Genomic DNA, 13,860 nt, shown 5'->3' on the forward strand with positions numbered 1-13,860 from the left:
AGGCGGAGCAAATGAAGCTGGAGAGAATCTCATCCAATAAGATCAAATACTCCATCACTTTTGATGAATTAACAAAAAAGGGGTTTTTGCAGGAGGAAATTTTAAAAGATTCTTTTATTTGGGATGTTTTATTTGATGAAATGCTGGATGAAGCCAGCCGGATTTACGAATTTAATGACATCGGGGCCGTCTCCATCGAGATTTTTTCATTAACTTCAAAGGAGCTCGTTCTCATCTTAACTTTAGAAGAAGAGAATCTGTATGAGGAACATGTGCAAGATCCTGAAATCGAATTACATGAAGATATATTATATAAGTTCGAGGACTTCGAGTATATCATATGGCTGGCCAAAAGGTTTCAAACATTAAATATACCATATGGGGAAAGCTCTCTATACGCTTTGGATGACTGTTATTATGTAAAGATTGCAACAGAAGCCGGCTTCCGCGATCCTATTGAGTGCCTTTGCAGTGAATACGGGGAATACTCTGAAGTATCCGAAGCCTATTTAAATGAATACGGGGCACGGATTATTGATGAAGGGGTATTTCCGTTCATTTACTACCACTTTTCAAACTAATTTTTTGCGCGAATCATAAAAATCTCCTATCATGAGATATGGAGATTTTTTTATGATGTGTCAGATAGGAGAGAGTCGGCTCATGCAGCAGGAAGAATGTATTATTGTGGGGGCGGGACCTTGTGGTTTATCCGCTGCCATTGAATTAAAGCAAATGGGAAAAAACCCTTTGGTTATAGAAAAAGGAAATATTGTGAATGCCATTTATCGGTATCCGACTCACCAGACTTTTTTCAGCACGAGTGAGAAACTGGAAATAGGGGATATCCCCTTCCTGACCATTCATCGGAAGCCCAAACGGAACGAAGCTTTAACATACTATAGGGAAGTTGTAAAAAGAAAAAGCTTGAGGATCAACCGATTTGAAACCGTTCGAACTGTTCAAAAGAAAAACAATGGGATGTTTAGTATACAGACAGATAAAGCCAAATACGAGTCACGATATGTCATTATTGCCACCGGTTATTACGACAGCCCGAATATGCTGGGAATTAAGGGGGAGGACCTTCCAAAAGTTTTTCATTATTTTAAAGAGGCACACCCTTATTTTGATACCGACGTGGTAGTCATTGGCGGAAAAAACTCTGCCATTGATGCAGCTTTAGAGCTTCAAAAGGCAGGGGCACGGGTGACTGTATTGTACCGGGGCAGCGATTATTCGCCCAGTATTAAGCCTTGGGTGCTTCCTGATTTTGAAGCTTTGGTACGAGACGGAGAAATTTCCATGCAGTTTCATTCAGTAGTAAAGGAAATTACCGAAACCAGCCTAGTGTATGTGACCCGCCAAAAAGAAGTGGAAATTCCCAATGATTTTGTATTTGCCATGACCGGATATCATCCGGATCATTCGTTTATCACATCCATGGGTGTACGAATAGATGAAAGGACCGGGAGGCCTCATTACGACCCGGAGACGATGGAGACAAATGTTTCAAACTTATTTATTGCAGGCGTGATTGCTGCGGGGAATAATGCAAATGAAATCTTTATTGAAAACGGGCGATTTCATGGCGGCCAAATTGCTGCAGCCGTCCAAAAAAAGGAGACCCATTATATATCCCGGCCTTAAAGGACCGGGATTTTTTATTGCAAATCGTTGGGATTATTCTTGCGTCAAATGGATAAGCACTTTAAAAGTATGTATCTTTTATATCCTGAACGCGATTGGTATGCATTAATGCGGCCAGCAGCTTTAACCTGGCTTTTGGGCCGTTGAGGCCTTGAGAAAATATAACGCCGAGCTCTTTTAATTTTCTTCCCCCCCCGGGATAATTATACGCAGCGCCTGCCATTCCCTTTATGCAGCGGGAAACTAGAACGACCGGGATATCGTTGGCAATCAGACTTTCGATTCCTTCTGCGGTTTCCGGGGGGAGGTTGCCAAGTCCAAGTGCCTCTATGACGAGCCCATCATATGGAAGGTCTCGTACAGCATGTAAAATAGAAGAATCCATACCTGCATAGGCTTTCAATAACGCGACTTTTTTATTGATTTCATGAATTTTTATTAGTTTTTGTTTAACAGGTTCATAATGAAAATGGATGGAATCGCCGGAAATAGCCCCCGCAGGTCCTGAGTTCACGCTTTGAAAAGCAGCAGCGTTGGTTGTGTGGACTTTTGTTACTTCTTTGGCTGTATGAATTTCATCATTAAATACTACAAGAACTCCTTTTCCTTTGGCCTGGTCATGGGCAGCAGTCCGGATTGCTCCCATAAAGTTGTAAATCCCATCGGAACCTATGTCGTTGCTTGAGCGCATGGCACCCGTCATGATGATCGGGATATCGATTTCCAGAGTCAGGTCCAAGAAAAAGGCTGTCTCTTCCATTGTATCAGTACCATGGGTAATCACGATCCCGTCCACTTTACTCCGCCTGTATTCCGTTTCGATCAAATTTTTTAGAACCAGCATATCGTTCACCGTAATATGAGGCGATGGTTTGTGAAAGGGTTGCTTTTCTGTCAGGTGAACCGGGAGATGTAAATGGTTGGCAGTCTGGACCAGCGGATGGGTGTCACCCATGTTAACCGTGTTCGTTCCTGTATCGGTTTCCATCGAAATCGTGCCGCCTGTATGAATGGCCAAAATATGTTTCATAAACTCACCCCAAGATCTTTTAAGGTAAAAACTACATGTTCAAATGCTCTAATCCATGATACGATGAAGAAAATGAAAAAGAAAGAGGGCTGTGTATGCTGGTGGTTTTTTCAGCTGGTGTTGCCCCGGGATTAGCTCTTCTCAGTTATTTTTATTTACGGGATCAATTCGAACAAGAACCAATTATTACGGTCTGTAAAACATTTTTGATGGGCGTACTCATCACCTTTCCTATTATGTTTCTTCAATATGTGATGTCAACTGAAGGGATCATACAAGGCGGGTTTCTGAACGCGTTTGTGTCAGCTGCCCTGTTGGAAGAATTTTTTAAATGGTTTGTTCTTTTTTTGGCTATATACAAACACGCTGAGTTTGATGAACCTTTTGATGGAATCGTATATGGTGCAAGTATATCTTTAGGTTTTGCCACAGTGGAAAATATTTTGTACTTGGCTGTCAACGGAGTGGGTTTCGCGTTGGGGCGTGCCCTTTTGCCGGTATCCAGCCATGCCCTTTTTGGTGTCATTATGGGGTATTATTTGGGTAAAGCCAAATTTCAAAATAAAAAGTCCCAAAAAAGGTGGTTGTTTTACTCTTTTTTAGTGCCTTTTATTCTTCATGGTTTGTATGATTTTATCCTGGTCTCAGAGAAAAATTGGATTTACTATATCCTTCCGTTCATGCTATTTCTCTGGTGGCTCGGTCTACGGAAAGTTAAACACGCACACATGTTGACCCAAGGGCTTTACAAAAACAATATTCAAGATAAAAATGCATCAATCTGACAAAGATTGGTGCATTTTCTCATTCTTCGGGCAGGTTGAATAAAAAGGCTGTGAATCCAAATACTAACCGCATAAAACGATTAGATGGAGGGTGGATAGCAGCATGAAGATAGGCACACTTGGTAAAATTCTCATTATTTTTCTTTTATGTGCCGTTGGAATAACAGCCTCTCCCGAAAAGCAAACAAGCGCTTTTTCAAACCAAGTGATACAAAGAGGGGCGGTTGGGGACGATGTCATTGAACTTCAGGCAAGGCTTCAGTACCTCGGATACTATCAAGGAAGAATTGATGGTGTATTCGGATGGGGGACCTATTGGGCACTCCGTAACTTTCAAGAAAAATTTGGCCTCGAAGTCGATGGCCTGGCTGGAGCAGATACGAAAGAAAAGTTAGTGAAAGCATCTCAATTTAATAAACAGTATGTAAAAGAACAGATGTATAAGGACAAAAATTTCCGATACTACGGAAGTGGAGGCAGCAAGGGCGGCGGGCAAACGAATCATGCCGGCAGCGCTTCTAAGCCTACAGCCGTGAATACGCCTGCAGGGTTTTCACAAAATGATATACAATTAATGGCCAATGCTGTTTATGGTGAAGCAAGAGGCGAGCCATATGAAGGACAGGTGGCTGTAGCAGCTGTCATATTGAACCGGGTAAACAGCCCGTCTTTTCCAAATACTGTATCAGGAGTTATTTTTGAACCGGGTGCATTTACAGCAGTTGCAGATGGGCAAATTTGGCTTACACCCAATGAAACAGCCCGGCAAGCTGTATTAGATGCCATCAATGGATGGGATCCTTCAGGAAACGCACTCTATTATTTTAATCCTGATACAGCGACAAGTGCGTGGATTTGGACAAGACCGCAAATTAAGAAAATAGGAAAGCATATATTCTGTAACTGACGGAGGTGAATACAATTGTTTCGTAACGTACTTATCGCTGTGTTGGCAGTCGTAGCTATTGGTGCCGGAGCATGGGGATATCAGGAACATCAGGAGAAAAATACCATTTTGATTCATGCGGAAAACAATTACCAGCGGGCGTTCCACGATTTAAGCTATCAAATGGATATGCTGCATGAAAAATTAGGGGCAACTCTTGCCATGAACTCCAACAAATCTCTGTCCCCTGCATTGGCTGATGTCTGGAGGATCACTTCCGATGCCAGAAGCCAGGTGGGCCAGCTGCCTTTGACTCTCCTGCCATTTAATAAAACGGAAGAATTTTTGTCCAATATCGGGACGTTCAGCTATAAGACAGCAGTCCGAAATTTGGATGACGAGCCGCTTTCAGAGGCAGAACAGAAAACATTAAACAATTTATATCAGCAAAGTGGTGAACTCAGAAATGAACTGCGTCAGGTACAACATCTTGCATTGAAAAACAATTTACGTTGGATGGATGTAGAGCTGGCATTGGCGTCAGGCAAAGAAAACGCCGACAACACAATTATTGACGGTTTTAAAACGGTTGAAAAACGGGCAACGGGATATGATGAAAAGAATTTACAGGATCCGTCCATAATCAGTTTCCAGGAACGTGAGGAAAACTTTAAACACCTGGAAGGAGAAAAAATCTCAAAAAATGACGCCATTACGCTGGCTAAAAAGTACAGCGGGATCAACGAGCCTAAAAATATTGAAGTGACCGAAAATAAAAAAGGGGCGGCCTACGGCTTTTATAATGTCGTGCTGACAAATGGCAAAGGCCATGAAGCCACAATGGATGTAACTAAAAAAGGCGGATATCCGATCTGGTTTATTGACTCGAGAGAAGTAAAAGATCAAAAAATCAGTTTAAATGAAGCTATGAACAGAGCGGATGAATTCTTAAAAAGACATAATTATGACCAGCTGGAAATGGCAGAAAGCATGCAGTATGATTCTGTTGGAATGTTTACGTATGTAACCAACCAGGACGGGGTAAGGATTTATCCTGAATCCATCCGGGTAAAAGTAGCTCTTGACAATGGGCAAATCATTGGATTTGCAGCTGATGATTACTTAAAAGGAAGAAAGGAAAGAGATTTGCCGGAGCCTGCACTTTCCTTGGAAGAGGCACGCGGCTATTTGAATTCGGAGTTGGAAGTCGTTGATAACAGATTAGCTGTGATCGTGAATGACCTTGGTGAAGAAGTCCTAAGTTACGAATTTTTGGGAACAATGAACAAGGGCGACACTTATCGTATGTATATCAATGCGGATAATGGTACGGAAGAGAAAGTTGAAAAGATGAAAAATGCGGAGCCTATATATGAAGAAGTGTTATAAAAGCAGCCTGAGGGCTGCTTTTTAATATGGTAAACGCTGCCAGATCATGTATAATAGTCTTATAAGGAATTCAAAACAGGAAGTGTCTGTTATGTTGGCTATAGGGATGGACGTAACGATTGAAGCGAATCGCAATGGCAGCACTAAAACATATAAAAGTAAAGTGGCTGACCTGCAGGAGTATAAATGCTTCATTTATTATCCGCTGAGTGTGACTGATAAAAAGCCGGCATTTTTACCGGCTGGTTCAAAGGTCATTGTTCAATTTGTCAATAATGATTTCAATGCCTATTCTTTTGAGGCTAAAGTCATAAGGGTGCATAAAAAGGCTGTTCCTCTGGTAGAGCTCACTTTGCCCGAGGAAGAACATTTTATCAAGATTCAGCGGAGGGAGCATGTAAGGGTCTCAGCCTCATTGGAGGCTGAATTTGATTTTGCTGAAACCGGCCAATTTTTTAACACGGTTACAAGTGATATAAGTGCAGGGGGATGTGCCGCGATTCTTCCGCCGGGTACAGACCTAAAGCCCGGAGCTCAAGGGACTGTTTCCATTGCGATCCGGATGAGTACAGGAGAACTGCACACCATGAGTCTGAAATGCGAGGCCATAAGGAGTTTTGAGAGGAACAACATAAAGCTGGTGTCCATAAAATATATAGAGCCCTCTCCGGATAACCAGAAGCTGTTGACCCGTTTTTGTTTTGAAAGACAGCTATCCGACCGCAAAAAAGGGCTCTATCCATAAGCTGTCCTGTATAAAACTTCTCTTTTTTCACATAATAAGAAAAAACGGGGAGCCAAAAAATGTTTGAAAGAATTTTACATAAGCTCATTGTCATCCATTTCATAATCCTCATCCTCGTACAAGGCTTTTTTATTACAACACCGGTGATGAAAAGCTTAAATAAAATTTACTTGTATGAAGGTGTTTTTTCGGATCATCATGAAAATAAACTGGATGTGCTTAAGCGGCGATGAAGGCAATTATCTGTCTTCTTTTTTATTTTGAAAAAGACAATTTGAGGCTATCGTCTGTTTACTGTTATGGTAAAATGAAGGGGTACATATACATACAAGCAGGTGAAAAGTTTGACAAAGAAAATCAGCATTGCCATTGATGGTCCGGCGGCTGCCGGAAAAAGTACTGTAGCGAGGATTGTCGCAGACCAACTCTCATACATATACATTGACACAGGGGCTATGTACAGAGCGCTGACTTATACAGCTTTGGAGTCAGGAACAGATATTCATGATGAGGAACAACTGTGCCATTTACTTAAAAATATACAAATCGAGTTAAAACAGGAAAACGGCAGGCAGGCCGTTCTTGTGGATGGGGAAAACGTAACAATGGAGATACGGGCTTCCGAAGTTACAAATTCAGTTTCAGTTGTTGCTGCACACAGAACAGTTCGTGAAGAATTAGTTTGCCGGCAGCAAGAATTGGGTAAACAAGGCGGAGTAGTCATGGATGGCAGAGATATTGGTACAAAGGTTTTGCCGCAAGCCGAATTAAAAATATTTCTTTTGGCAAGCGTGGATATTCGTGCCCGGCGAAGGCATAAAGAAAACCTGGAAAAGGGATATCCATCCGATTTGGAACAGTTGAAAAAAGAAATCATGCTCCGGGATCAGAGTGATACTGAGAGGGAAGTATCTCCTTTGAAAAAAGCGGAGGATGCCATTGAAATTGATACATCCGCCCTTTCCGTAGAAGAAGTGGTCGAGCGCATTACTGCCATGGCTAAAGAAAGGATCGAACAGCCGTGATGCTCTATTCTTTTGCAAAAACAGTGGTAAAAAGCATTTTTAAACCACTGTACAGAATTGAAGTCATTGGAAGAGAAAACTTCCCTTCCACGGGCGGCGTCCTTTTATGTTCAAACCATATTTCCAATTTGGATCCTCCGGTTGTAGGAATTACTTGCCCCAGGCCAGTGTGTTTTATGGCAAAAGAAGAGCTGTTCAATGCGCCCATACTAAAATCCCTACTGCCGGGATTAAAGGCTTTTCCGGTGAAACGCGGGATGAGTGACAGAGGAGCACTCAGAACAGGTCTGGCTTTGTTGAAAGACGGTGAGGTTCTTGGATTATTCCCGGAAGGGACCCGCAGCAAAACAGGGCAGCTCGGCAAAGGAATGGCCGGTGCAGGATTTTTCGCTTTAAGGTCCGAAGCTGCTGTCGTGCCCTGTGCTGTAATCGGATCTTATATACCCTTGAGAAAAACCAAGGTGGTGTATGGCAAACCGATAGATTTTACCAAATTAAAAGAAGAAAAGGTTTCAGCTGAAGAGGCAACAGAAAAAATCATGGATGAGATAAGGAAATTAATTGAGACACATCAGCGCTGACGTGTATTGCTTGACAAAGGGAATTATTTGTAAGAAGTTAATAACAAGATAAATTTATTTAACTATGTGAGGGTTTATCATTTCCTTTTGAGAGGGATATGAATTCTTGCACGATCTTAATAGTCGGATAGGAGGAGTAAACATTGTCAGAGGATATGAATAATATTGAGGTGGAAAATTTCATCGTAGATGACAAAGTAAAAGGAACTGTTACAAAAATCGAAGAAAAGCAAGTGTTGGTGGATATTGAAAACAGCAAAGTTAATGGAATTATTCCTATAAGCGAGCTTTCCAGCCTTCATGTGGAAAAAGCATCTGATGTAGTTTCCGAAGGAGACGAACTGGAGCTCATCGTTATAAAAGTCGAAGAAGATCTGTTGGTTCTTTCCAAGAGAAAAGTGGATGCAGAAAATGCATGGGAAACACTTGAAAAACGGTTTGAAAATAATGAAGTTTTTGATGCGGAAGTAAATGAAGTCGTTAAAGGCGGACTGGTAGTGGATTTAGGTGTTCGGGGATTTGTTCCGGCATCTTTGGTGGAAGATTATTATGTAGAGGATTTCAGCGATTATCAAGGTAAAACACTTTCTTTTAAGATTGTTGAGCTTGATAAGGAAAAAAATCGCCTGATCCTGTCCCACCGTGCTGTTGTTGAAGAAGAAAAAGAACAAGAAAAGAAAGAGCTACTGGACAAATTGGAAGCGGGACAAACCATGAAAGGTACTGTTCAAAGAATCACAGATTTTGGTGCTTTTGTTGACATTGGAGGTGTAGATGGACTGGTGCACATCTCCCAGCTCGCTCACCATCATGTCGAAGTACCGTCAGATGTAGTCAGTGAAGGTGACGAAGTAGAAGTAAAAGTCCTTTCAGTTGATAAGGAAAATGAAAGAATTTCATTATCTATTAAAGAAACACTCCCTGGGCCGTGGACGGATATCGCTGAGAAAGCACCCCGCGGAGCAGTGCTGGAAGGTACAGTGAAAAGGCTTGTTTCCTTTGGTGCATTTGTTGAAGTCTTCCCGGGAGTAGAAGGGCTTGTTCATATCTCTCAGATTTCCCATAGGCATATCGGGACCCCTCATGAAGTCCTCCAAGAGGGCCAGACAGTAAAAGTAAAAGTTCTGGATACGAATGAGGAAGATCAGCGTATGTCATTGAGCATGAAGGAGCTCGAAGAAAATACCGGTTCTCAACAGGAATACGAGACACCTGAAGAATCAAAGGGATTCCAGCTCAGTGATATGATTGGGGATAAATTGAAAGATTTCAATAGAGAGTAAAAGAAACGGCCTTCCGTTGCTGACGGAAGGTTGTTTTTTGCTTTAAGACTAAGATGAACTTTCAAATGATTGAAAAACTCGAGGCCCTCTGTCTATTTTCACCTGTGTGTGATTAAACCACCTTTTTCTTTCCCATAATGGAGAGATGGAGGTGGGTGTGCCATGTCAGGTTTTTTGTTTATTTTTGTCATGTGGGGTATCTGGATTATTAGTTTTTTTTTATTGGATAAAAATAACCCTTTCCGTTATCCGGCTGCCATATTATCCTTAATGGCCGTTATTTTGCATTCTGTTTCCTTTACCTTGTTTGGATTTCATTTTAGTGCCGCCTCCATACTGCTGCTCCTATCGGCATATAGGTTTATCGTTCATGAATCATGGTTTAGGAAAGCATATTTACTTCTTTGTGTATTAATAATTACTTTTGGATATGCAGGGTTTTATCTTATCGAGTTATATGATCCGGTTTGGGTTTTGATTGACCGGAAGGTGTTATTGGCAGCAGCCCTCATTGTAACAGGGTGGATTCTGTTGCCCGGTTGTTTAACGTGCCGTTATGCAGCGATTGTGATTGGCTCTCTTCAAGGTGAAGTCTTTTTGGCAATATTTTTATCTAAATGGAAAATACCATATATCATCGGCTCCATGGAATATTTGGATGTATATGCTGTGATTGTTTCTGCACTGGTTCTCACTTTTATGGGAGAACGTCTGTTATGGAGCATGAAACTGCTGATAGATATGAAAACGAAAGAGAAAAAAACAATGTTACATGATTAGGACAAGATGACTCTTATTGGCGGGCCAGCTGGCTCTGTGATACGATGGGAAAAGAAAAAATAGAGAAATGTAAGCCGGGCGGACGCTTGGTATATGAATAGATAAAAAGATTAAAGCGAGTGATGACTATGGCATTGCCTACTGTAGCAATTGTCGGCAGACCAAATGTTGGCAAATCAACGATCTTCAACCGGATTGTTGGAGAAAGAGTTTCAATTGTTGAAGACGAACCTGGAGTAACAAGAGACCGGATTTACGGGACTGGTGAATGGCTGACCCATCAATTTCATGTCATTGATACAGGTGGAATTGATATTGGTGACGCACCATTTTTGGACGAAATACGCCAACAGGCCGAAATTGCCATTGAAGAAGCAGATGTCATTCTTTTTATCGTAAACGGGCGAGAGGGAGTGACATCTGCAGATGAGGAAGTGGCAAAAATCTTATTCAGGTCCAAAAAGCCTGTAGTCCTCGCCGTGAACAAGGTGGATAATCCTGAGATGAGGGCTGATATTTATGAATTTTACTCTCTTGGTTTTGGGGAACCTTTTCCGATTTCTGGTTCACATGGCTTAGGCCTTGGCGATGTACTGGATGAAGTGTTGAAGTCATTTCCAGATCCAAAAGGCGATCCATACGATGACGATGTCATTAAATTTTGTCTGATAGGGAGACCCAACGTCGGCAAATCATCGTTGGTTAACGCTCTTCTTGGTGAAGAACGAGTCATTGTTAGCTCCATTGCAGGGACAACCCGTGACGCCATTGATTCAGCATACCGTTATAATGGACAAGATTTTGTCATTATTGACACAGCCGGAATGCGTAAAAAAGGAAAAGTATACGAAAACACAGAAAAATATAGTGTGTTACGAGCTTTAAAAGCGATTGACCGCTCAGACGTTGTCCTTGTTGTTCTTGATGGTGAGGAAGGGATTCGCGAACAGGACAAGAGAATTGCCGGATATGCCCACGATGCCGGAAGGGCTGTAATTATCGTTGTGAACAAGTGGGATGCTGTAGAAAAAGACGATAGGACGATGAAAAATTTTGAGCAGGAGATCCGAGATCACTTCCAGTTTCTGGAGTATGCTCCGATAGTTTTTTTGTCAGCAAAAACACGGCGGCGTTTGGGAACGCTGCTCCCGACTATTCAGACAGTAAGTGAAAATCATGCGATGAGGGTACAGTCCAGCATTTTAAATGAAGTTATTTTAGATGCAGTATCAAGGAATCCTGCACCATCAGATAAAGGAAAAAAACTAAAAGTGTATTATGTAACTCAAGTGGCTGTGAAGCCGCCGACATTTGTGGTGTTTGTGAATGAACCGGAACTCATGCATTTCTCATACGAAAGATTTTTGCAAAATACGATTAGAGAGGCTTTCCGTTTTGAAGGAACACCGTTAAAAATTATTGCGCGAAAAAGAAAATAAGGAATGAAGCAGGTGATTGACATGACAGAACAGAAAGAAAATATAGCTGTCATTGGCGCAGGGAGCTGGGGAACGGCATTAGCCTTGGTGCTGGCGGATAATGGCCACCAAGTACAGTTGTGGATGAGAAATAAAAAACAGTTGAAGGAGATCAATGAGCAGCAGACAAATCATAAATATTTGCCGGATATTAAGCTTCCTGAAAATATTAAAGGATTTGTTTCTCTGGAAGAATCTTTAAAAGGTACAGATACAGCAATCATTGCGGTACCGACAAAGGCGATCAGAGAGACGCTTCGTCAGATCATCAAGATCATTCATATTCCATTTACATTTGTTCATGTAAGTAAAGGAGTGGAACCGGACACACTGAAACGAATATCGGAAATGATTGAAGAAGAGGTTCCCGATCATCTTTTGAACGCAGTTGTTGTCCTGTCGGGCCCCAGTCACGCCGAGGAAGTAAGCCTGCGACACCCGACGACGGTCACGGTGTCTTCCAAACATATGAAGGCAGCCGAACAAGTACAGGATTTATTTATGAATCAGCATTTTCGGGTTTATACAAATCCTGACTTGGTCGGAGTCGAAATAGGCGGAGCGTTAAAAAATGTCATTGCACTGGCTGCAGGAATTTCAGATGGACTCGGGTACGGTGACAATGCCAAAGCCGCCTTGATCACAAGGGGGTTGGCGGAAATCACCAGACTCGGAACAAAAATGGGGGCAAATCCACTCACTTTTTCCGGATTGGCCGGTATTGGCGATTTGATCGTTACCTGTACAAGCGTACACTCCCGAAATTGGAAAGCAGGCAATATGCTTGGAAAGGGCTGTAAGCTGGAAGAGGTATTAGACAATATGGGAATGGTTGTTGAAGGCGTTCGTACGACTAAGGCTGCCTATCAACTTGCTCAAAAATACCAGATTAATATGCCGCTTACCGAAGCTTTGTATCATGTTTTATTTAATGGAATGGAGCCTAAACAGGCTGTCGATCAGTTAATGATGCGATTAAGAAAAAATGAAATGGAAGATTTGGTGGATATTTTAAGCGAACAGATGGAACAAAAATAATCATATAGGCATACGATGATGCGTTCATTTTAAAACATCATATGCTGTTAGAGAGAACATTCGCATAACCGGGGGACAGGGCATTCACTGTCATTTTTTGAAGCAAGAAATTGCTTCATTTTTTTTTGGCAATGAAAATGAAAGAATATGCTATAATATGGACGACTCTTTACATGGAGGGAAAGAAAATATGTCTCTTTCAATGCAAAAAATGTGGATATCTATTGTGGCAATGATACTGCTGGCGCTGGCCATGCTGACTATTTACATAAGCCGGTTCAAATTAAAAAAAGGATTCCTAAAGATCATTACAGCCTTTACTGCCTGGGCACTCATGATCGCAGGCGGACTCCTGATGCTGCTGGTCGTGTTGACAGGGCCGACAGGCTAAATACCTAAACCAACGGATAAGGAGTGAACCAGTGAATGAAAAGGTGTCTGTCAGGGCTTTGTATCATGTGTATGATCATGCTGTTGAGCGGGTGTTTATATCCCCAGGAACGGAAAGTGGAAAATCAGATTCCTTATGAGGATCAAATTGCAAGTGTTCAGGAAGCGGTCAACAAGTTTCAGGAAAAAAGCGGAGGGATGCTTCCGATTAAAACAAAAGAGGCCGATACACCAATTTTTCAAAAATACCTGATTGATTTTAACAAGCTGTCACCGCAATTTTTAGAAGCTCCGCCTGGTAATGCCTATGAAAGCGGCGGTGTCTTTCAATATGTTTTAGTTGATGTAGAAACTAATCCCACAGTTAAAATTTTTGATGTTCGTCTGGCGGAGAAAGTTAATGAGTTTTATTTACGGATTCAAGCACAAGGGTATCCTCCTTTTAAAGAGCAAATTGCCGATAACGTATATATCCTTGATCAGGAACAATTAGGCTTTAAGGAGGAACAATATTATGTTTCTCCCTATACAAACAATAACTTGCCATTTATTATTAATGGAAAAGGCAACATATACGTGGACTATATTTCAGATCTCTATCAGGCCGTTAAAGATCAAGAAAACGGATTTTCCCCCGGTGATGACATTCGAACGGTACTCTATGAAGATTCTCCGTTTGTGCCTGCGTATTCGCTGCCGTATACTGTCGATGAAAACAATGAACCTGTTTATATGGCAAAATAGTCATAAACCTTCTTCTGCAAAATATACTGTGGAAGAAGGTTTTTTATTTATGAAGT

The 13,860-nt window shown here is 41.6% G+C and carries 16 protein-coding genes; 15 read left to right on the forward strand and 1 reads right to left on the reverse strand.

The genetic code is table 11. The features are described 5' to 3' along the window. Positions 1 to 11 precede the first annotated feature (11 nt). Entirely contained in the window at positions 12 to 581 is a 570-nt protein-coding gene (locus tag ACFSCZ_RS10255; protein WP_380773829.1) for an adaptor protein MecA, read from the forward strand. A gap of 82 nt (positions 582 to 663) precedes the next feature. Further along, a complete protein-coding gene (locus ACFSCZ_RS10260; RefSeq protein WP_380773830.1) occupies positions 664 to 1,650 on the forward strand; it encodes a YpdA family putative bacillithiol disulfide reductase in 987 nt (328 codons plus the stop codon). A gap of 61 nt (positions 1,651 to 1,711) precedes the next feature. Here the strand turns inward: ACFSCZ_RS10260 and ACFSCZ_RS10265 are convergent, their stop codons facing one another. Beyond that, positions 1,712 to 2,680 (reverse strand): asparaginase, encoded by a 969-nt coding sequence (locus tag ACFSCZ_RS10265; RefSeq protein WP_380773831.1) that lies wholly within the window; start codon positions 2,678 to 2,680, stop codon positions 1,712 to 1,714. Positions 2,681 to 2,775: 95 nt separating this feature from the next. Between ACFSCZ_RS10265 and prsW the strand changes: the two genes are divergently transcribed. From prsW to ACFSCZ_RS10330, 13 genes are all read left to right on the forward strand, one after another. Further along, positions 2,776 to 3,465: a glutamic-type intramembrane protease PrsW gene (gene prsW / locus ACFSCZ_RS10270; protein WP_380773832.1), complete on the forward strand. Its 690-nt coding sequence runs from the start codon at positions 2,776 to 2,778 to the stop codon at positions 3,463 to 3,465. A gap of 103 nt (positions 3,466 to 3,568) precedes the next feature. Continuing rightward, on the forward strand, positions 3,569 to 4,372 hold the full coding sequence (gene sleB / locus ACFSCZ_RS10275; RefSeq protein ID WP_380773833.1) for a spore cortex-lytic enzyme: 804 nt from the start codon (positions 3,569 to 3,571) through the stop codon (positions 4,370 to 4,372). 15 nt (positions 4,373 to 4,387) lie between these two features. Then, positions 4,388 to 5,740 (forward strand): germination protein YpeB, encoded by a 1,353-nt coding sequence (ypeB, locus tag ACFSCZ_RS10280; protein WP_380773834.1) that lies wholly within the window; start codon positions 4,388 to 4,390, stop codon positions 5,738 to 5,740. A gap of 91 nt (positions 5,741 to 5,831) precedes the next feature. After that, on the forward strand, positions 5,832 to 6,485 hold the full coding sequence (locus ACFSCZ_RS10285) for a flagellar brake protein (protein ID WP_380773835.1): 654 nt from the start codon (positions 5,832 to 5,834) through the stop codon (positions 6,483 to 6,485). A 59-nt stretch (positions 6,486 to 6,544) separates the two neighbouring features. Further along, positions 6,545 to 6,718: a DUF5359 family protein gene (locus ACFSCZ_RS10290; RefSeq protein ID WP_380773836.1), complete on the forward strand. Its 174-nt coding sequence runs from the start codon at positions 6,545 to 6,547 to the stop codon at positions 6,716 to 6,718. A 111-nt stretch (positions 6,719 to 6,829) separates the two neighbouring features. Then, positions 6,830 to 7,510 carry a (d)CMP kinase gene (gene cmk / locus ACFSCZ_RS10295; RefSeq protein ID WP_380773837.1) on the forward strand — a complete coding sequence of 227 codons (681 nt, stop codon included), beginning with the start codon at positions 6,830 to 6,832 and terminating at the stop codon, positions 7,508 to 7,510. Further along, positions 7,507 to 8,091 (forward strand): lysophospholipid acyltransferase family protein, encoded by a 585-nt coding sequence (locus tag ACFSCZ_RS10300; RefSeq protein ID WP_380773838.1) that lies wholly within the window; start codon positions 7,507 to 7,509, stop codon positions 8,089 to 8,091. Before cmk ends, ACFSCZ_RS10300 begins: the two co-directional genes overlap by 4 nt. Before the next feature lie 143 nt (positions 8,092 to 8,234). After that, the gene (rpsA, locus tag ACFSCZ_RS10305; RefSeq protein ID WP_380773839.1) at positions 8,235 to 9,374 is read left to right on the forward strand and encodes a 30S ribosomal protein S1; all 1,140 of its coding nucleotides are present in this window, start codon (positions 8,235 to 8,237) and stop codon (positions 9,372 to 9,374) included. A gap of 162 nt (positions 9,375 to 9,536) precedes the next feature. Beyond that, positions 9,537 to 10,154: a YphA family membrane protein gene (locus ACFSCZ_RS10310; RefSeq protein ID WP_380773840.1), complete on the forward strand. Its 618-nt coding sequence runs from the start codon at positions 9,537 to 9,539 to the stop codon at positions 10,152 to 10,154. 128 nt (positions 10,155 to 10,282) lie between these two features. Further along, positions 10,283 to 11,593, forward strand: a complete 1,311-nt coding sequence (gene der / locus ACFSCZ_RS10315; RefSeq protein ID WP_380773890.1) for a ribosome biogenesis GTPase Der — start codon at positions 10,283 to 10,285, stop codon at positions 11,591 to 11,593. Between the two features lie 21 nt (positions 11,594 to 11,614). Then, complete coding sequence (locus tag ACFSCZ_RS10320; protein ID WP_380773841.1) at positions 11,615 to 12,670, forward strand: NAD(P)H-dependent glycerol-3-phosphate dehydrogenase; 1,056 nt, start codon at positions 11,615 to 11,617, stop codon at positions 12,668 to 12,670. Between the two features lie 190 nt (positions 12,671 to 12,860). Then, the gene (locus ACFSCZ_RS10325; RefSeq protein WP_380773842.1) at positions 12,861 to 13,061 is read left to right on the forward strand and encodes a DUF2768 domain-containing protein; all 201 of its coding nucleotides are present in this window, start codon (positions 12,861 to 12,863) and stop codon (positions 13,059 to 13,061) included. Between the two features lie 35 nt (positions 13,062 to 13,096). Beyond that, a complete protein-coding gene (locus ACFSCZ_RS10330) occupies positions 13,097 to 13,804 on the forward strand; it encodes a hypothetical protein (RefSeq protein ID WP_380773843.1) in 708 nt (235 codons plus the stop codon). The last annotated feature ends 56 nt before the right edge of the window (positions 13,805 to 13,860 follow it).

It is taken from the genome of Siminovitchia sediminis (assembly GCF_042680885.1).
GTDB lineage: Bacteria > Bacillota > Bacilli > Bacillales > Bacillaceae_C > Siminovitchia > Siminovitchia sediminis.

What these genes read in the sequence shown, in the direction of transcription:
- ACFSCZ_RS10260 (WP_380773830.1), top strand. Translation starts at nt 664, where the DNA reads ATGCAGCAGGAAGAATGTATTATTGTGGGGGCGGGACCTTGTGGTTTA.
- ACFSCZ_RS10290 (WP_380773836.1), top strand. Translation starts at nt 6,545, where the DNA reads ATGTTTGAAAGAATTTTACATAAGCTCATTGTCATCCATTTCATAATC.
- ACFSCZ_RS10320 (WP_380773841.1), top strand. Translation starts at nt 11,615, where the DNA reads ATGACAGAACAGAAAGAAAATATAGCTGTCATTGGCGCAGGGAGCTGG.
- sleB (WP_380773833.1), top strand. Translation starts at nt 3,569, where the DNA reads ATGAAGATAGGCACACTTGGTAAAATTCTCATTATTTTTCTTTTATGT.
- ACFSCZ_RS10330 (WP_380773843.1), top strand. Translation starts at nt 13,097, where the DNA reads ATGAAAAGGTGTCTGTCAGGGCTTTGTATCATGTGTATGATCATGCTG.
- der (WP_380773890.1), top strand. Translation starts at nt 10,283, where the DNA reads ATGGCATTGCCTACTGTAGCAATTGTCGGCAGACCAAATGTTGGCAAA.
- ACFSCZ_RS10325 (WP_380773842.1), top strand. Translation starts at nt 12,861, where the DNA reads ATGTCTCTTTCAATGCAAAAAATGTGGATATCTATTGTGGCAATGATA.
- ACFSCZ_RS10285 (WP_380773835.1), top strand. Translation starts at nt 5,832, where the DNA reads ATGTTGGCTATAGGGATGGACGTAACGATTGAAGCGAATCGCAATGGC.
- ACFSCZ_RS10265 (WP_380773831.1), bottom strand. Translation starts at nt 2,680, where the DNA reads ATGAAACATATTTTGGCCATTCATACAGGCGGCACGATTTCGATGGAA.
- prsW (WP_380773832.1), top strand. Translation starts at nt 2,776, where the DNA reads ATGCTGGTGGTTTTTTCAGCTGGTGTTGCCCCGGGATTAGCTCTTCTC.
- ACFSCZ_RS10310 (WP_380773840.1), top strand. Translation starts at nt 9,537, where the DNA reads ATGTCAGGTTTTTTGTTTATTTTTGTCATGTGGGGTATCTGGATTATT.
- ACFSCZ_RS10255 (WP_380773829.1), top strand. Translation starts at nt 12, where the DNA reads ATGAAGCTGGAGAGAATCTCATCCAATAAGATCAAATACTCCATCACT.